The 17,457-nt window shown below is 72.3% G+C and carries 15 protein-coding genes and 1 pseudogene; 9 read left to right on the top strand and 7 right to left on the bottom strand.

Annotated features, from left to right (window positions below; genetic code table 11):
* The first annotated feature begins 88 nt into the window (after window positions 1-88).
* The 3 genes from K6I33_RS16960 to K6I33_RS16950 all read left to right on the top strand — a co-directional run bounded on the left by K6I33_RS16960 (window position 89) and on the right by K6I33_RS16950 (window position 4,202).
* A complete protein-coding gene (locus K6I33_RS16960; protein WP_229352905.1) occupies window positions 89-1,474 on the top strand; it encodes a diaminobutyrate--2-oxoglutarate transaminase in 1,386 nt (461 codons plus the stop codon).
* Window positions 1,475-1,518: 44 nt separating this feature from the next.
* Window positions 1,519-3,117: a pyridoxal-dependent decarboxylase gene (locus tag K6I33_RS16955; protein ID WP_229352915.1), complete on the top strand. Its 1,599-nt coding sequence runs from the start codon at window positions 1,519-1,521 to the stop codon at window positions 3,115-3,117.
* Between the two features lie 140 nt (window positions 3,118-3,257).
* Window positions 3,258-4,202, top strand: a complete 945-nt coding sequence (locus K6I33_RS16950) for a triacylglycerol lipase (protein WP_229352903.1) — start codon at window positions 3,258-3,260, stop codon at window positions 4,200-4,202.
* A 17-nt stretch (window positions 4,203-4,219) separates the two neighbouring features.
* Here the strand turns inward: K6I33_RS16950 and K6I33_RS16945 are convergent, their stop codons facing one another.
* The 5 genes and pseudogenes from K6I33_RS16945 to K6I33_RS16925 form a co-directional block, all read right to left on the bottom strand.
* Complete coding sequence (locus tag K6I33_RS16945; protein WP_229352898.1) at window positions 4,220-4,816, bottom strand: HD domain-containing protein; 597 nt, start codon at window positions 4,814-4,816, stop codon at window positions 4,220-4,222.
* 13 nt (window positions 4,817-4,829) lie between these two features.
* The gene (locus tag K6I33_RS16940; RefSeq protein WP_308297201.1) at window positions 4,830-5,702 is read right to left on the bottom strand and encodes an NAD(P)-binding domain-containing protein; all 873 of its coding nucleotides are present in this window, start codon (window positions 5,700-5,702) and stop codon (window positions 4,830-4,832) included.
* 169 nt (window positions 5,703-5,871) lie between these two features.
* The gene (locus tag K6I33_RS16935) at window positions 5,872-7,902 is read right to left on the bottom strand and encodes a transglycosylase domain-containing protein (RefSeq protein ID WP_229352893.1); all 2,031 of its coding nucleotides are present in this window, start codon (window positions 7,900-7,902) and stop codon (window positions 5,872-5,874) included.
* Window positions 7,903-8,061: 159 nt separating this feature from the next.
* A complete protein-coding gene (locus tag K6I33_RS16930; protein ID WP_229352891.1) occupies window positions 8,062-8,736 on the bottom strand; it encodes a zinc ribbon domain-containing protein in 675 nt (224 codons plus the stop codon).
* Window positions 8,737-8,911: 175 nt separating this feature from the next.
* A pseudogene (locus tag K6I33_RS16925) lies at window positions 8,912-9,577 on the bottom strand (NADPH-dependent F420 reductase); the annotation flags it as partial.
* A 279-nt stretch (window positions 9,578-9,856) separates the two neighbouring features.
* Here K6I33_RS16925 and K6I33_RS16920 point away from each other — a divergent pair.
* The 3 genes from K6I33_RS16920 (at window position 9,857) to K6I33_RS16910 (ending at window position 11,286) form a co-directional block, all read left to right on the top strand.
* Complete coding sequence (locus K6I33_RS16920) at window positions 9,857-10,531, top strand: hypothetical protein (RefSeq protein WP_229352887.1); 675 nt, start codon at window positions 9,857-9,859, stop codon at window positions 10,529-10,531.
* A gap of 244 nt (window positions 10,532-10,775) precedes the next feature.
* Window positions 10,776-10,919: a hypothetical protein gene (locus K6I33_RS16915; RefSeq protein WP_229352885.1), complete on the top strand. Its 144-nt coding sequence runs from the start codon at window positions 10,776-10,778 to the stop codon at window positions 10,917-10,919.
* Between the two features lie 100 nt (window positions 10,920-11,019).
* Complete coding sequence (locus K6I33_RS16910) at window positions 11,020-11,286, top strand: VCBS repeat-containing protein (protein WP_229352883.1); 267 nt, start codon at window positions 11,020-11,022, stop codon at window positions 11,284-11,286.
* A gap of 497 nt (window positions 11,287-11,783) precedes the next feature.
* Here K6I33_RS16910 and K6I33_RS36360 read toward each other — a convergent pair whose 3' ends face one another.
* Window positions 11,784-12,989 (bottom strand): cytochrome P450, encoded by a 1,206-nt coding sequence (locus tag K6I33_RS36360; RefSeq protein ID WP_229352880.1) that lies wholly within the window; start codon window positions 12,987-12,989, stop codon window positions 11,784-11,786.
* 193 nt (window positions 12,990-13,182) lie between these two features.
* Between K6I33_RS36360 and K6I33_RS16900 the strand changes: the two genes are divergently transcribed.
* The 3 genes from K6I33_RS16900 (at window position 13,183) to K6I33_RS16890 (ending at window position 16,633) form a co-directional block, all read left to right on the top strand.
* On the top strand, window positions 13,183-14,502 hold the full coding sequence (locus K6I33_RS16900) for an aldehyde dehydrogenase family protein (RefSeq protein WP_229352869.1): 1,320 nt from the start codon (window positions 13,183-13,185) through the stop codon (window positions 14,500-14,502).
* A 102-nt stretch (window positions 14,503-14,604) separates the two neighbouring features.
* Window positions 14,605-15,798 (top strand): anhydro-N-acetylmuramic acid kinase, encoded by a 1,194-nt coding sequence (locus K6I33_RS16895; RefSeq protein WP_229352866.1) that lies wholly within the window; start codon window positions 14,605-14,607, stop codon window positions 15,796-15,798.
* Between the two features lie 199 nt (window positions 15,799-15,997).
* Complete coding sequence (locus tag K6I33_RS16890) at window positions 15,998-16,633, top strand: trimeric intracellular cation channel family protein (protein WP_229352865.1); 636 nt, start codon at window positions 15,998-16,000, stop codon at window positions 16,631-16,633.
* A gap of 33 nt (window positions 16,634-16,666) precedes the next feature.
* Here the strand turns inward: K6I33_RS16890 and K6I33_RS16885 are convergent, their stop codons facing one another.
* Window positions 16,667-17,086 (bottom strand): hypothetical protein, encoded by a 420-nt coding sequence (locus K6I33_RS16885; RefSeq protein WP_229352864.1) that lies wholly within the window; start codon window positions 17,084-17,086, stop codon window positions 16,667-16,669.
* Window positions 17,087-17,457 lie beyond the last annotated feature (371 nt).

Genomic DNA, 17,457 nt, shown 5'->3' with positions numbered 1-17,457 from the left:
CACCCCTCGGCCGTTCCCCCGCCCGGCTCCCACGACCGCTCCGCAAGCGTCGGGCCCCACGTCTGCCCGGATCCACTGGAGTTACGCGATGACCCTCGCCACCGGCAACGCCCTCGACGCCAAGGACGCCGTCCTGCGACGGCAGCACAGCCGCGAGTCCTCCGCCCGCACCTACGCCCGTACCTTCCCGATCGTGCCGGTGCGCGCCGAGGGAATGACGGTGGAAGGCGCGGACGGACGGCGCTACCTGGACTGCCTCTCCGGCGCGGGCACGCTCGCGCTGGGCCACAACCACCCGGTCGTCCTGGAGGCGATCCGGCGGACCCTCGACAGCGGCGCCCCGCTGCACATGCTCGACCTCGCCACCGCGGACAAGGACGAGTTCACCAGCGCCCTCTTCGAGAGCCTGCCCAAGGGCTTCGCCGACAGCGCCCGCGTGCACTTCTGCGGCCCCGCCGGCACCGACGCCGTCGAGGCCGCCCTGAAGCTGATGCAGACCGCGACCGGCCGGCGCGGCGTGCTCGCCTTCACGGGCGCCTACCACGGGATGACCGCCGGAGCGCTCGCCGTGACCGGCAACGTCGGCGTGAAGGAGCCGCTGCCCAGCGGCGGCGAGGTGACCCGCCTGCCCTACCCGTACGGCTACCGCTGCCCCTTCGGCGTGGGCGGCGAGCGCGGCGCGGAACTGTCGGCCGCCTATGTCGAGCGCCTCCTCGACGACCCCGCGGGCGGGGTGCTGCCGCCCGCCGCGATGATCCTGGAGGCCGTCCAGGGCGAGGGCGGCGTCGTCCCGGCCCCCGACACGTGGATGCGCGAGATGCGGCGGATCACCGCCGAGCGCGGCATCCCGCTGGTGGTCGACGAGGTGCAGACCGGCGCCGGGCGCACGGGCGCGATGTGGGCCGTGGAGCACAGCGGGATCGTGCCCGACGCGATGGTCCTCTCCAAGGCCATCGGCGGCAGCCTGCCGCTGGCCGTGGTCGTCTACCGCGAGGACTACGACGGCTGGCGGCCCGGCGCCCACACCGGCACCTTCCGCGGCAACACCCTCGCCATGGCCGCCGGCGCGGCCACCCTGCGCCACATAGTCGCCAACGGTCTCGCCGAGCGCGCCGCGGTCGTCGGCGCGCGGATGACGGCCCGGCTGGAGAGCCTGCGCGCCGCGCTGCCGGTCATCGGCGACGTCCGGGGCCGCGGCCTGATGATCGGCGTCGAACTCGTCGACCCCACCGCCGGGCCCGACTCCTGCGGCGCCCACCCGGCCGACCCCCGGCTCGCCGCCCGCGTCCGCACCGCCTGCCTCAGCCGCGGCCTGATCGTCGAACTCGGCGGCCGGCACGACGCCGTGCTGCGCCTGCTGCCGCCGCTGACCATCACGGACGAGCAGGCCGAAGCGGTGCTGGACCGGCTGGCCGACGCCATCGAGGAAGCGACCGCGGGCACCGGCACGGAGATCGCGGGAGGCCGCCCGTGACGCGCGACGCCTCCTTTGACGGAACGTTCCGCGACGGACCCGGCGTGCCGGGGCGGGACGCCGCCGTCCCCGCCCTGTCCGGCGGCGTCGCCGGTCCGGAGGCCCTGCGGCCGCTCCTCGACGCCGTCCTGGCGGGCCTCGCCGACGGCGCGGCGCTCCGCGGCGGCCCGCTGCCCGCGGGCGGCCCCCTCGGCGTCGCCGCCCTCGTCGAGGCCGCGCTCACCGGCAAGGACCCGTCGGCCGAAGGCCGTCCCGCCGGGGTCCCGGCGACCCGCACCAGCGGGTCCGACGCGTCCGGCGAGGACGTCCTCCGCCGGCTCACCACCCTGCTCACCCGGGGCAGCGCCGACCCCGCCGACCCCGCCTGCGCGGCCCATCTGCACTGCCCGCCGCTCGCCCTCGCGGTCGCCGCCGACCTCGCCGTCAGCGCCCTCAACCCCTCCCAGGACTCCTGGGACCAGGCGCCCGCCGCGACCGCGCTCGAGACCGCCCTGGTGCGCGACCTCGCCGCCCTCGTCGGCTACGACCCGGCCACGGCCGCCGGGGTGATCACCTCCGGTGGCACCGAGTCCAACCTCATGGGCCTGATGCTCTCCCGCGACCACGCCCTCGGCCGGGCCGGCGGACACGCCACCGAACTCGCCGGGCTGCCCCGGGACCTGACACCCCGGATCTTCACCTCCGAGGCCGCCCACTTCTCCGTCCAGCGCGCGGCCGCCGTCCTCGGCCTGGGGGAACGGGCCGTGACCGCCGTGCCCGTCGACCGCGACCTGCGCATGGACCCCGCCGCCCTGGAGGTGCTCCTCAAGGAGGCCGTCGGCCGGGGCGAGACCCCGGTGGCGGTCGTGGCCACCGCCGGCACCACCGACACCGGCGGCATCGACCCCCTGCCGCTGATCGCCGACATCGCCGAACGGTACGGCGTCTGGCTCCACGTGGACGCCGCCTACGGCGGCGGGGCGCTCCTCTCCGACCGGCTCGCCCCCCTCCTGACGGGCGTCGAGCGCGCCGACTCCCTCTCCCTCGACTGGCACAAGCTGGGCTGGCAGCCGGCCCCCGCCGGGGTCTTCCTGGTCCGGCGCGCCGAGACCTACGCCCCCCTGGCCCGCCGCGCCGTCTACCTCAACCCGGCCGACGACGAGGAAGCGGGCTACCCCAGCCTCCTGGGCCTCTCCCTGCGCACCACGCGCCGCCCCGACGCCTTCAAGATCGCCGCGACCCTGGCGGCCCTGGGCCGCGCCGGACTGGGCCGGCTCGTGGACACCTGCCACGACCTCGCCCACCACGCCGCGGCCACGGTCCGGGCCCACCCGCTGCTGGACCTCCACACCACCCCGGTCCTCACCACCGCGGTCTTCCGCTACCGGCCCGCCTCCGGCCTGCCCGCCGACGCGGACCGCCTCAACGCGGCGCTGCGCCGCCGTCTGCTGGCGGAGGGCCGGGCGGTCGTCGGCCGCACCGAGCTGCCCGGCCGGGGCCCGGGTCGCGTACGGCTCAAGCTCACCCTGCTCAACCCGCACACCACCCCCGCCCAGGTGGACGCCCTGCTGTCCGCCGTCGTGGCCGCCGGTCAGGCGGAGGAACGCGAGGAGGCCGAACGCGCCGGGGAACCGGAGGGAGTCCTCGACGATGTGCCCGCCTAGCCCGTTGACCTGTTGACCCGTTGGCCCACCGGCCCGGGGGACCGCCGTCGGACAACCATCCGGGCGGTCCCTCCCACAGGTGCAACGCCGGCGCACGGCGTTCGGCGCGTGAGGCGCGAGGCCATGGTTCCTGTGTGCGGATGACGAGGCGTGGGACGAAGGCGGGCCGGTTCGTCCGGCTGGTGACGGCCGGAGTGCTGGGGGCGGTGCTGACGCTCGTGTCGGCGCCGCCCGCGGGAGCGGAACCGGCGGGACCGGTGCAGAACGACTTCCTGAGCGCGATGCTCTACTCCGTCGCCCATCCACGGGCGTTCCCCACCGGGGCCAATGAGCCGGGGTGCCGGCCCGGCCCGCGCCACCCACGGCCGGTGGTGCTGGTCAACGGCACCCTGGAGAACGCCTACGCCAACTGGTCCCGGCTCTCCCCCCGGTTGCGGAGCGACGGCTACTGCGTCTTCGCCTTCAACTACGGAGGCGTCGACGGCAGCCCGTTCCAGCAACTGGGCCCCATGCGCGCCTCGGCGCGTCAGCTGGCCGCCTTCGTGGACCACGTGCGCGCCGTGACCGGCGCCCGGCGCGTGGACCTGGTCGGCCATTCCCAGGGCGGACTGCTGCCGCTCCACTACATCAACCGCCTCGGCGGCCGGGACACGGTCCACCACATGATCGGCGTCGAGCCCGCGAGCCGGGGCGTGCACGGGTACGGCCTGCTCACGCTGATCGGCCGGACCCCCGGCCTCTCCCAGGTCCTGTCCCTGCCCTGCGCCGCGTGCGCCGACGCCACCGCGGACTCGCCGTTCCTGCGCGAGACCGCCGAAGGCGGCTACACCCGCCCGGAGGTGCGCTACACCACGATCATCTCCCGTACCGACGGCGTGGTCACGGTCCCCGAGGCCCAGCTGCCGCCCGCCCCCGGCGTCACCAACATCGTGACGCAGGACGTGTGCCCCCTGGACCTCACCGACCACGTCAACGCCGTCTACGACGACATCACCCTCCGCCTGGTCCGCAACGCCCTCGACCCGGCCACCGCCGTCCCGCCCGGCTGCCACGTCGTACTGCCGCTCCTGCCGCCCCAGCACTGACCGCACCGAGGGGCCGTTCACTCCTGGGCGTGGCCGTAGTGCTCGCCGAGGGAGGCGAGGTCCGGCTCGCCGAACCGGGCGCGGAGATCGCTGAAGACACCGGCCTTGTCCTCGCCGAACCGCCGTACATGGACGGCGTAGGAATCGGCGGAGAGGAACTTCGGCGGCGTGCTCTTCGTATGGAACTTGTCCGCGTACATCACCAGCTGTTCCTCCCCGGTCTCGGCCGAATAGTCGGCGACGGGCAGATCGAGTTCCTGGCGGTGGATGTCCTGCCGGGAGATCCCGACCCCGGTATGACACGAACAGAACCGGCACAGCCGCTCGGGGAATCCCTCCCGGCGCAGAATCTCGTGCCCGAGCACGCCATGCCGGATGTAGCCGCGCGTATCGAGCCGGCCCGACGCGTCGAAGAGCCGGTAGACGCCGATGTCGTGCAACAGCGCCCCGGCGCGCACAAGACCGGCGTCCAGCCGGATACCGGTGCTCGGAAGCAACTGTCCCGCGATACGGCTCACGATCTCGCAATGGGTGTACACGAGTTCCAGGGCGGCCGGCGTCGGCGCGTACTTCTCATGCAGCGCGCGTATCTCCCGCGCCGTGGGGATGACCATCCCGGCAGTCTATTCAGTCATTTCCTCCCTTGCGGACGAACTCGACCAGCCGCGCGTAGCTGTCGCCGCCGTGACCGGCCGCGATCGCGCGGTTCGTCAGGTCCGTGAGGAGATCCGGCAGGCCGGGCTCCACGCCGCGGAGTTCGCTCGCGTGGGAGAGGAGGTTCATCATCGAAAGGTGGAGGGTCAGGGGGAATTCGCCCCCCGGATAGCGGCCGGCGTCGATCTGCGGGGCGTAGGAGTTCATGAAGGCGCCGACGCTCTTCATCCAGCGGTTGGCCACATCCGTGAAGTCCGTCGCCGTCACCCCGCCGCCGGGGCCCTCGGCGCCGATGAGGGCCACGCTGTGCAGCCAGCCCGTCAGCGTGGACCACAACAGGCCCAGGAGTGCGCTGTCGTAGACGGACGGCAGGGCGGGGTCGGTGCCCAGGTGCACCGGGTGGCCCAGCGCGGCGAGCGTGTCGCGGTGGTTGTCGAAGACGGCCCGCGGACCGCTGTAGAGCTGGAGGAAGTCCGGGTCGCCGATGCCCGAAGGCGTCGACATGAGCGCGCCCTCGAGATAGGCGATGCCGTGCCGCTCCGCCCAGGCCGCCGTCTCGCGCGCCTGCGGCGGCGAGCCGGAGGTGAGGTTGACGAGCGTGGAACCCGCGAGGCCCGCGGCCAGCGGGCCGACGACGTCGTGGACCGCGTCGTACGCCGATACGCAGATCACGACCAGCGGGCTCGCCGCCACGGCCTGGGCGGCCGACAGCGCCTCCACCGCGCCACGTTCCGTCAGGGCGCCGGCCCTGCCCGCGGTCCGGTTCCAGACGGTCGTCCGGTGGCCGGCGGCCGTGAAGGCCCCGGCCAGTGTCGCGCCCATCGCCCCCAGTCCGAGGACGGTCACTTTTGTTCCCACTATTCCCCCCATTTCATGGAGTCATATGAGAATAGAGAAAATCACCCTTGTGTAACCATCTTTACCTGTTCTCCCCGCGCGGCGATTCATCTACCCATGCGGAACGGCGCGACTCCCGACACCGGACGGCGCACCCGTGCCGCCCGTCCCGCCCTCCTCAGGAATTCCCCCGGGATTTCCTCGACGCGACGTACGCACCCATGTAATCCGTCCAGATCCGGGCCGGGAAGACGCTTCCACGCCGTGAGTCCGCACCGCCCACCTCCGCCATGGGCAGCAGCTGGGGCTCGTCCGGCTTCGTACGGAACATGGTCACCGCCGTGGACAGCTCCGCTGTGGAGCCGACGAACCACGCCGATCGGAGCCGGTCCTGGTCCCCGGTCCGGCCCGCCGCGAACGGGCCGACGCTCCGGGCGGTGCGCTCGTCGACGCCCTGCGCGTCCCCCACGCTCCGCTCCCCGGCCTCGCGCAGGGCGTCCGCGACCTCGGCCGCCACGCCCTCGGGCAGCGCCCGGCGCGCCTTCGCCCTGCTCTCGAAGCCGCCGACGGACCGGCCGTCCTTCACCAGCTTGGTCACCGAGTACGGGTCGTTCTGCAGCCCGTGGTTGACGAAGGTGCCGTACCCGGCCGCCACGCGGATCGCGCTGGGCGTGGAGGTGCCGATGGGGAAGGTGTCCTCCAGCGGGGCCATGCTGTCCCGCAGCAGCCCGGCGGCCACGGCGGTGTCCCGCACCCGCTCCAGCCCCACGTCCTTGCCGAGCCGGGTGTACGTCGCGTTGCCCCCGCCGGCCAGGGCCTGGCGGAGCGTGGGATGCGCGTCGTCGGGTCCCGGGGAGCCGCCGTCACCGGCGCCGTCGCCGGACGGCCCGACCAGCGTGCCGCCGTCCCCGTAGCGGCTGCCGGACGACACCTCCTGCCGCTCGCCGTCCCGGGAGGCGCGCGCGCCGTGCCGCAGGGCGGCGGCGAGGACGAACGGCTTGAAGGCGGACCCGGCGGGCACACCGGCGGTGTCGGCGTTGTTGACGAACCGCTTGGTGGCGTCCGGGCCCCCGTAGAGCGCGACCAGCGCACCGTCCGAGGGCCGCACCGAGGCGGCGCCGACCTGGACGTGTGCGTCGGCGGAACGTTTCTTCGGGTCGATGTCCCGCTCCAGCACCGCTTCCACCGCCTTCGTCAGCTGACGCGTCCGGTCCTTGTCGAACGTGGTGTGGATCCGGTAGCCGCCGTGGGCGAGGTCCTGGTCGGTGAGCAGCGCGCGCTGCTTGATGTATTTGTTGACGACGTCCACGAGATAGCCGGTCTGGCCGCCCATGCTGGTGGAGGTGGACTTCTTGAGCGGCTCGGGGAACGTCCGGTACTTCTCCCGCTCCTCCCGGGACATCCGACCGGTCGCGACCTGCCGGTCGAGGATCCACGCCCAGCGGTCCACCGCCCGCTCGTGGTTCTTCGGGCCGGTGGAGGGGTCGTACAGCTCGGCGCCCTTCAGGAGAGCGGCCAGCATGGCACTCTGACTGGGATTCAGCTGTTTCGCGGGAATTCCGTAATAGGCCTGGGCGGCCGCGTCGATTCCATAGGCGCCGCGCCCGAACCAACTGGTGTTGAGATAGCCCTGAAGGACTTCCTGTTTGCTCTTCGAACGGTCCACCTTCAGCGCGATGACGAACTCCTTGACCTTGCGGGAGACGGTCTGCTCCTGCGAGAGATAGGTGTTCTTCACATACTGCTGGGTGATGGTGGAGCCGCCCTGGGTCTCCTGCCCCTGGACCGTACTGACCACGGCCCGCGCCAGGCCCTTGAACGACACGCCGGAGTCGCGGTAGAAGCTCTCGTTCTCGGCGGCGATCACCGCGTTCTGAGCCGATTGCGGCACGTCCGACAGCCGGACGATGGTCCGGTTGAGGGCGCCGAGGCTCACCATCTGCGTGCCGTCGGCCCAGTAGTAGATATTGGCCTCCTGACGGGCCGCCGTATTCTCGTCGGGGATGTCGACGCTCGCGTACACATAGGCGAACAGCCCGGCCGTCCCGCCCGCGCCGAGCACGAACACGGCCGAGGTCAGCCGCCACGACGGCAACCAGCGCCGCACGCCGCGTCTGCCCCGGCGCGGATAGTCGACGAACCGTCGGCCGGTCGTCTCTCCTTCCTTGCTGCGACTGCGCGGACGTGGCGTGTGCCGGTGCTTGCTCAAGGGCCGGTCGCTCCTCGATGAGTTGGCTCATACGGACGTCGGTGTGATCGGGATCGGGCTGTTTGTGATCACTGAGATGACGTCGAGCGATACCGGGTTGGCCGGGGTTTCATGAGCGTTGTGTGACAGCGGGGGCGGCCGCAACGCAGGGGGCCGCCCCTACTGGCGCTGCCCGCACGTGGGGCAGAACGTCACACCGTCCGGCAGCGTGGCCCGGCAGCCCGAGCACGACGCCTGCTGCGCGAGCTCATAGCCGCAGCCGGGGCAGAACCGGCCCCCGTGGCTCTCCGCACGGCACCGGGGGCACACCAGCTGGCGCGCCGTGTGCCCGTCCTGCGCCTTGCCCTGCCGCTGCCCCTCGTCGTACGCCTGCTGCGTCACCATGTCGTTGACGCCCCGCTGCCGGGCCGCCATCATCTCGCCCGCGGTGTCGGGGGCGCAGGTGAAGCAGAGGCCCTGCTCCTGGTGCCAGCAGCGGCCGCACACGTACGTGGCACAGCGCGCGCAGCGGTTGAAATGACCCTGGGCCGCCTCGATCGCCCGCTGGAACGCCGCGTCCCGCGCGTTCCCCCACCCCGAGCCGGCCAGCCCCTCGGCGGCGCTGGTCACCCCCCACCACGCTCTGCCGAGCAGCCCCGACGCCGTCCCGATGCCCCGGTTGAGCCACCCGGCGAGCCGCCCGCCGCGGTAGGGCTCGAAGGAGGAGCGCCAGGTGTCATGACAGCGCCAGCAGTAGAACTCGAACTGGAACCCCGACGCCGTACCGTGCTGCTCGCACAGATCCCGGTAGTTGTTCGCGAAGTAGATCTCCGTGCTCACTCCGTGCTCCCCCATGGACTGGACGGTGGCTCTTCTAGCCCACGACGCCGGTCATGGCGCCCCCGGTTCTGCCAACCGGGGCCGCTTGACGGGGAATTGCCGTTCGAGGTGGTCAACACGGTCGCCCGGACCCGCGACGCCCGGACCCACGGCGCCCGGACCCACGGCGCCCGGACCCACGGCGCCCGGGCTACGCCCGGAAAGCCGCCGGCCGTTCCGGGGACGCCGCGGCGAGGGCCTTGGTGACGCCCTCGACGCCCTCGCGCAGCCCGTAGACGGGGGTGTCGGGCTGCTGACGCCAGGAGTCGTCGATGCCGCCCGAGTCGACGGTGTCGAAGCCCAGTTCGCCGATGAGCGCGCGGACCGTCCGCTTGGCCGCCTCGTCGTCCCCGGCCACCGGGAGCGCGAGCCGCTCCGGGTCGCCCTCGGGGCGCGGCGCGTCGAGGATGTCCTGTGCGTACGTGCCGTTGAACGCCTTGATCACCGGGTGGCCCAGCTGCCGCTCGACCCAGCGGCTCTCGGGGAGGCCGTCCTCGATGGCGGCGATCCGGCCGTCGCGCTCCTTGGGGTAGTAGTTGTTGGTGTCGATGACCGCGAAGCCCGCCGCGGCCCCGTCGAAGAGGCCGGACGGCAGGTCCGGGACGGCCTTCAGCGGAATGGTGACCACCACGACCTCCGTGCCGCGCGCGGCCTCGGCCACGGTGACGGGCGTGGCGCCGGTCTCCTCGGCGAGCCCGGTGAGGGTGTGCGGGCCACGGGAGTTGGCCACGGACACCTCGTGGCCGAGGGCGGTGAGACGCCGCGCGAGGTTGCCGCCGATGTTGCCGGCGCCGATGATGCCGATCTTCATGGAGCGTCCTTCCGGAGTGGGCGACCGTGTGTCGCGTCAGCGGACAACCCCTTGAGCAGGGGGTCTATTCCGTCCCGTGTGGCAGTGATGTTTCGCCGGTGTGACACCTCCGGCCGGGAGCGCGCGCGTGCGCCCGCCGGGTGCTGGGGTGCGCCGTCCGCGCCTCCTGGCGACCCGGACGACCGCCGGGGTTGCCTGGGGGCGTCACGTCCCTTCGTGACGTCCCTTCGTGCGCGGTGAGATCCGGCGCAGAGAGCGGAGAGAAAGGAAAGGGGAGACGCGCTTGTGATCCATGTCAGCGAAACACTGATCACCCACTCGGTGGAGGACTTCCTGACCGCCGAGGAGATCGACCGGCTCAACAAGCTCGTGGACGCCCACCTCGACGAGGTGCCGTGGACGGTCGCGCGGGCGGCGCGCTACGAGGAACTGTTCCCGGTGCCCGAGGTCCAGGACGTCCTGGCCGAGGCGGCCCGGCGCGCGCTGCCGGCCGTCCGCCGGGTCGCGCCGTCCCTGGCGGGCTGCACGTCGTGGGGGATGTACCAGGGGGCCGTGGGCGACCGGGTCCCGCCCCATCTGCACGGTCTGGACCGGCACGCGTTCGACGGGCCGCGCCGGGTCGCCCGGCTCGCCGTGGTCGTCCGCGCGGCGGACCAGGGCGGCGACTTCTTCATCGACACCACCAGCTCCGAGAGCGTGTGGTGCGGCGGCGAGGCCGAGCCGCAGGAGACCGACTTCGCCGTGGGGATGCACTTCACCCGCCGCCCCGGGCCCGGACACGGCGTACAGGAGGCCGACTGGCTCGCCGGCACCCCGCGGGCCCGCTGGACGGTCGCCGCGCCCGCCGGCACCGCCGTGGTCTACGGGGCGCAGCTCGTCCACGGTGTGACCCCGGTCGTCCGGGGCACGCTGCGCAAGTTCGTCGCCAGCCTCACCGAGCCGTCGGCCGACCGCCGTTGACCCGGCTCCCGCCGGCCGCCCGGAACGGGGCACGGGCGGCCGGCCCAGCCACCGCAAAGCAGACAATTGGCTTTTATTCAAAGGATTCAGAGGGTGCTTGATTATTGATTGACGCTCAGAATCGGCCTCTCTCCTACGGAAACCAGTCTCCTCGACCATGCCCCGGCCCGGGGCGCGGCCCGCCCCTAGCATCGGTCGCGCCTCCCGGGACCTTCCCGGGAGCATGTGTCAGGGAGGCATTCCTGTGCGCACTGTGAAGGCCCTCGCGGCTCTCGTCCCGCTCGCCCTCGGCGCGGTTCTCGCGGCCCCGGCCACCGGAGCCGTCGCCGCCGGCAAGGACCGTACGCCCGGCCACGCCCCGCAGGCCCAGGCGGCGGCGTTCGGCTAGCACCGAGGTCCATATCCTGTCCGGGGCGAGCAACTTCCAGCGGTTCGCCCTCCAGACGGGCACGGCGCTGCACGAGACGGACGGCACGTTCGACTTCGCTGTGGCCGACTGGGACCGTGACGGTCGCCCCGACCTGCTGGCGATCAAGAAGAGCGGGACGGGCACCAACAGCACCGAGGTCCATGTGCTCTCCGGGGCGAGCAACTATCAGCGCTTCATCCTGCAGACCGGTACGGCCCTCCATGAGACGGACCGTACGTTCGCGTTCTCCGTGGCCGACTGGAACCGCGACGGCCGCCCCGACCTCGTGGCGATCAAGAAGAGCAACACGGGGACGAACAGCACCGAGGTCCACATACTGAGCTGACGCCTTCCGGAACAGCGGGACCACCCCCGCCGCGCGGCGCGCGCGGCGGGGGTGAAGCGAGGATGGGGACTGCCGTCCGGCGGGGGATCCGGACGACAGTCCCGTACTGGTGCGCCTTCGGGGATTTCCGCTCCACCCAGGGATGGATGAGCGAATCCGGGGAAACCTCCGGAGGCGGACAGTAAAAGTATTGACCGGCCGTCCGGACCCCGCGCCATTTTGAGTCGGAGGGGACCGGGGCGCCGGTTCGCTTGTTTCACGTCGTTTAGCGACGGCACGGCACAGCCCCGACGACCTGCGGATATGTGGACGCCGGTGAACGCGGGGTGTGGCCGCTGGCTTGATATGGACGCGCGGTGGCCCCGGAGGGGAACCGGCTGGCCCGTGAATGAGGACGCGTAAGCGTGCCGGGGATCGTCCGGAATTGCCTCGCGTGCCCATCGGGGCGGTTCCTGTTTATGAATCGTTCAGCGCCGGTCCGCACCGGGCGGGGCCCGCTACCAGGCGACCGGGAGACCGACCGGCCCCCGGATGACGACGTCGGTCTGCCAGCGCACCTCCTCCACCGGCACCCCCAGCCGCAGCCGGGGAAAGCGCGCGACCAGGGTCGACAGCAGCAGTTCCGCTTCCATGCGGGCCAGCATCGGCGCCACGCAGTAGTGCGGGCCGTGCCCGAAGGCCACGTGCTGCGGTCCCCGGCGCTCGAAGTCGATGCGGTCCGGGTCGTCGTACACCCGCTCGTCGCGGTTGGCGGCGACGTACGAGACGTAGACGAACTCGCCCGCCCGGATGAGGACTCCGCCGACCTCCACGTCCTCGGTGGCGACGCGCGGCTGCCCGATCGCGTGCTTGTGGGGAACCCAGCGCAGGAGTTCCTCGACGGCCTGGGGGACGAGGGACGGCCGCTCGCGCAGCCGGCCGGCCAGCCCTTCGTGGGTGAGCAGGGCGTACGCCATGTTGGCGGCGTTGTTGCGGACGGCGTGCCAGCCGTTGATCTGGAGCAGGGTGGCGAGGGCGAGGAGTTCCTCCTCGTCGATGCGGCCGGCGGCGACGGCGGCCGCCATCACGCTCATCAGGTCGTCCCGGGGCTCGGCCCGCCGCAGGGCCGCGAGCGCGCGGAAGTAGTCGCGCGCGGACTCCTTGACCCGTTTCACCCGTGCCGCGGCGGCCTCGTCGTGGGCCCGGGTGAAGATTACTTGCGTCCACTCGCGCCAGAGCGGCCGGTCCGCGGCGGGCACCCCGATCACCTCGCCGATGATCTCCAGCGGGAACGGCGATATGACGTGATGGACGAGGTCGGCCGGCGGACCCGCGTCCTCCAGGTCGTGGATCAGCCGGTCGAGCAGCGCCTGGGCCGGGCCCCGCAGCCGGTCGACGGCGCGCTGGCTGAACGCCTGGGCGACCACGGCCCGTACGCGCGCGTGCTCCGGCGGGTCCGCGTAACTGATGGCCCGGTCCAGGGGGATGGTGTGCTTGGTCATCTTGGGGGCGGAGCGGCCCAGGATGTCGCGGCTGAAGCGGGGGTCGGAGGTGACGAATCGGACGTCGTCGTACCGGGTCACCAGCCAGCAGTCGCCGTCCCCGTGCGGCACCCGGATGCGCGAGACCGGTGCCCGCAGCAGGGACTCTCGGAGGAAGGGGTCGAAGTCGAGCGCCGGTACGTCGGCACAGTCATAGAACCGGGAGCTGTCGCGGTCGGCCACGACGGCCTCCTTGCCTGGAGCACCTTGTGTCAAAGCTACGCGAGAAGGGACGAAGGGCAAGAGAGCCGACCAAAGGATGATTGTCGGACCGGCGGTTACTTGACAATTTTAAATGTTGGCATTTACATCTAAGTGATTGCTTGAGGACATCAAGCAATGGCCGGCACCCCTCCGCACCCAAGATCGAGGCACCATGCACCAGCCCGCCCCCGAGTCGCCCGCCGAGGCCGTCGCCCGGCTCCGCGCCACCTTCCGCACGGGCCGCACCAAGCCCGTCGGCTGGCGCGTCACCCAGCTGCGCAGCCTGCGCGCCATGCTCACCGAGCACGCCGCGGACCTCGTCGAGGCGCTCCACAAGGACCTGGGCAAGAGCTCCCACGAGGCATTCCGCACCGAGATCGACTTCACCGTCCGCGAGATCGACCACACCCTCGACCACCTCGACACCTGGCTGCGCCCCGAGCCGGCACCGGTCCCGGCGCACCTCGCCGGGGCGACGGCGTGGACGCAGTACGACCCGCTCGGCGTCGTCCTGGTCATCGCCCCCTGGAACTACCCGGCCCAGCTGCTGCTGACCCCCATGGTGGGCGCGCTGGCCGCGGGCAACGCGGTCGTCGCCAAGCCCAGCGAGCTGGCCCCGGCCACCTCCGCGGTCCTCGCCCGGCTGCTGCCCCGCCATCTCGACCCCGACGCGATCGCCGTCGTCGAGGGCGGAGTCCCCGAGACCACGGCGCTGCTGGCCGAGCGCTTCGACCACATCTTCTACACCGGCAACGGCACCGTCGGCCGCATCGTCATGACCGCCGCGGCCCGGCACCTCACCCCGGTCACCCTCGAACTCGGCGGCAAGTCCCCCGTGTTCGTCGACCGCGACACCGACCTGGAGACCGTCGCCGCCCGCCTCGCCTCCGGCAAGTTCCTCAACGCCGGCCAGACCTGCGTCGCCCCCGACTACGTCCTCACCGACCCCGACACGGCCCGCGCGCTCGAACCCGCCCTGGTCGGAGCCGTAGAGGCGCTGTACGGCACCGACCCGGCCACGTCCGAGCGGTACGGACGCATAGTCAACGAGCGCCACTTCGACCGCCTGACCGCCCTCCTCGGCTCCGGCCGCGTGGTGACCGGCGGCGCCGCCGACCGCGCCACGAAGTACCTGGCGCCCACGGTCCTCGCCGACGTCGACCCCGGCTCCCCGGTCATGAGCGAGGAGATCTTCGGCCCCATCCTCCCCGTCGTCACGGTCTCCGGCCTGGACGAGGCCATCGCCTTCATCAACGACCGCGACAAGCCGCTGGCGCTGTACGCCTTCACCGAATCCGACGAGACGCGGCGGCGCCTGGCGTCCGAGACCTCCTCCGGCGGCCTCGGCTTCGGCCTGCCCGTCGCCCATCTCACGGTCTCCGACCTGCCGTTCGGCGGCGTGGGCGAGAGCGGCATGGGCAGCTACCACGGCCGCTACTCGATCGAGACGTTCAGCCACCGGAAAGCGGTGCTGGAGAAGCCGCTGGGCTAAGGAAACCGCTGCCTGAACGCGGGGTTCCGGGGTCCCGTGGATCCGGGGTTCCGGGGGTTCCGGGGGCTTCGGGCGGCAGACTGGAGCGGGGAGGTGGTCGTCGTGAGGGTGATCGGCCTGATGTCCGGCACGTCGTACGACGCCGTCGACGCGGCGGCCGCCGATCTGCGCGTCGAGGCCGGCACCCTGCGCCTGACCCCGCTCGGCCTGATCAGCCAGGCGTACGACACCCGGCTGCGGAACGAACTCGCCGCCGCGCTGCCCCCGGCGGCCACGACACTGGAGACCGTGTGCCGCCTGGACGCCCGGATCGGCCAGGCGTTCGCCGAGCTCGCCGCGCGGGCCGACCGCGAGCTGTGCGACGGCCGTGCGGACCTCGTCGCCTCCCACGGACAGACCGTCTTCCACTGGACGGACGGCGGCCGTGTCCACGGCTCGCTCCAGATCGGGCAGCCCGCCTGGATCGCCGAACGCACCGGACGCCCGGTCGTCTCCGACTTCCGCCCCCGGGACATCGCGGCCGGCGGCCAGGGCGCCCCGCTGGTCGCCGTCGTGGACGTCATGTGGCTGCGCGACAGGCCCGGCCGCCCCGTCGCCCTCAACCTCGGCGGCATCGCCAACATCACCGTCCCCGGCGGCGACGGCCGGGAGCCGCTCGCGTACGATACCGGGCCCGCCAACGCCCTCGTCGACGCGGCCGTACGGCACCTCACCGGCGGCCGCCGGGACATCGACGCGGAGGGCGCCATGGCCGCCCGGGGCACCGTCCACCGGCCACTGCTGGAGCGGCTGCTCGCCGAGCCGTACTACGCCCGTCCCGCGCCCAAGACCACCGGCAAGGAGCTCTTCCACGAGGGGCACCTCCTGGCCGCCCTCGACGGGCTCGCCCTCCCCGCGCCGCTCCCCGCCGACGACGTCGTGGCCACCGTCACCGCCCTCGCCGCGCACACCGTGGCCGACGCCGTCCGCTCCCACGCCGGCACCGAAGTCATCGCCTCCGGCGGCGGTACCCGCAATCCGACGCTGATGAGGATGCTCGCCGCCGCCCTGCCCGGCATCCCCGTACGCACCTCCGACGCTCTGGGCCTGCCGGCGGCGGCCAAGGAGGCGTACGCCTTCGCCGTCCTGGGCTTCCTGACCCTGCACGGCCTCGCCGGGACGGTGCCCGCCTGCACGGGCGCCCGGCACGCGGCCGTCCTCGGCTCGCTCACCCCCGGGGCCGGACCGCTGCGACTGCCACCTCCGGTGCAGGGCGGGGCGCCCACGCGGCTGCGGGTGGACACGTCCACGACGTAAGGGGGCGTCAGCGGTCGGAAACGGTTGCGAGTTGGGCCGGATCGGCCTTTCGGTCAGGGGCCGGTCCGCCGGGCCCGTTCTTTCGGCCGAGACGGCGACGGCCGGACGGCCGAGGCGGCGGGGGAGCGGCCGGTGGTTGGGTGGGGTGGTTGTCCGGCGGGCCGACGGTGCCCCTGCCTGTCTCGCGGATTCCCGCGTCATGGAGCGTCATGGAGTGGAGGCAGCGGTGCTGCACGTGTTCTACCTGGTCGGTATCGCCGCCTTCGCGGCCAGCGGCGTCCTGGCCGCCCACGAGGCGCGCCTGGATCCCTTCGGCGGGCTGGTCCTGGCCTTCGCCGCCTCCATCTCCGGCGGCACGCTGCGCGATCTGATCCTCGGCCGGCACCCGCTGTACTGGACCCACGACTGGGTCCTGCTGGCCGTCATCGCGTCCGTCGCTGTGAGCACCATGCTCTTCCTGCGCCGCCGCGAGCTGCCGCGCCGCGCCCTGATGACCGTGGACGCGGTGGGACTGGCGGTCGTCACGGTGATCGGCGCCCGGGCCGCCGTCGACGCGGGCGTCACGCCGTTCGCCGTCGTCATGCTGGCCGTGCTGACCGGGGTGACCGGAGAGGTCGTCCGTGATCTGCTGTGCGGCCAGTTCCCGCCCATCCTGCTGCGCGAGGAGATCTACGCGACCGCGGCGGTCGCCGGCGCCTGCTGCTACCTGATCCTCCACCGGTCCGGAGCGGGAGCGGCCGTCACCGTCGTGGTGCCCGCCGCGCTGGTCTTCACCGTGCGCATGGCAGCCCTGTACTTCGGACTCCACCTGCCCCGGCTCGCCCGTGCCCGCTGACCTCGGCGAGCACGGGCGGAAGCGCCTGCGGCGTCAACCGGGCGGCGATTTCTCGTGCCGGACGACGCACAGGCCCCAGATGACGAAGGCACAAATGGCGATCACCACGATCGACCAGAGCGGGTAATAGGGAATGGACAGGAAATTGGCGAGGATGAGCAGCGCCGCGACGGCGATGCCGAGGATCCTGGCCCAGAGCGACATCTTGAACAGCCCGACGCCCACCATGATGGCGAGAATTCCCAGGAGCAGATGAATCCAGCCCCAGCTCGTCATATTGAATTTGAAGACGTAGTGGGGCGTGGAGACGAAGACGCTGTCATGGACGATACCCATGAGGCCCCGGAAGAGGTCCAGGAAGCCCACGATCAGCATCATCACGGCGGCGAAGAGGGTCAGCCCTTCGGCCGCGGCTTGGGATCTGTCGGTACGAGGGTCGAGGGGGGATGACATGGGCCCACCTCCTTCTCCTCCATCCTCGACCGGGTGCGGAGGTGATCGCTACGCGAGCCGGGGATCCCTGCGGGGATCGCCGCTCACGTGCTGTGCGGGGGCGATCGCGGTGGGTGGGTGAATCGGGTGCCGGATGTGAGGCCGCCCATGAGAGCTGGGTCACCTACGAGGTGGGGTAGTGGGGTGGCGGCCCGGCCATGGGGGCATTTCGGGCATTTGGGTTGTGGTCTGGACCTCGTTCCTGGGGGTGTCGCGTAGTAGGTCACACCTTTGCCAGCCGGATCCGCCGCCGCTAACAATTGCGGAGTCGCCTGGCGCCGTGGACCGAGAAACGGCGCATTTACTTCGCGCCAATGACGGCCACCGGCGGC

This window comes from Streptomyces sp. UNOB3_S3 (assembly GCF_020740895.1).
Classification (GTDB): Bacteria; Actinomycetota; Actinomycetes; order Streptomycetales; family Streptomycetaceae; genus Streptomyces.
Note: the sequence above shows the minus strand (reverse complement) of the source record. Positions and strands in the feature narration are given on the sequence as shown.

Coding starts and splice junctions, on each gene's coding strand:
- K6I33_RS16885 (WP_229352864.1), bottom strand. CDS start 17,086: ATGTCATCCCCCCTCGACCCTCGTACCGACAGATCCCAAGCCGCGGCC.
- K6I33_RS16960 (WP_229352905.1), top strand. CDS start 89: ATGACCCTCGCCACCGGCAACGCCCTCGACGCCAAGGACGCCGTCCTG.
- K6I33_RS16930 (WP_229352891.1), bottom strand. CDS start 8,736: ATGGGGGAGCACGGAGTGAGCACGGAGATCTACTTCGCGAACAACTAC.
- K6I33_RS16900 (WP_229352869.1), top strand. CDS start 13,183: ATGCACCAGCCCGCCCCCGAGTCGCCCGCCGAGGCCGTCGCCCGGCTC.
- K6I33_RS16945 (WP_229352898.1), bottom strand. CDS start 4,816: ATGGTCATCCCCACGGCGCGGGAGATACGCGCGCTGCATGAGAAGTAC.
- K6I33_RS16890 (WP_229352865.1), top strand. CDS start 15,998: ATGGAGCGTCATGGAGTGGAGGCAGCGGTGCTGCACGTGTTCTACCTG.
- K6I33_RS16950 (WP_229352903.1), top strand. CDS start 3,258: ATGACGAGGCGTGGGACGAAGGCGGGCCGGTTCGTCCGGCTGGTGACG.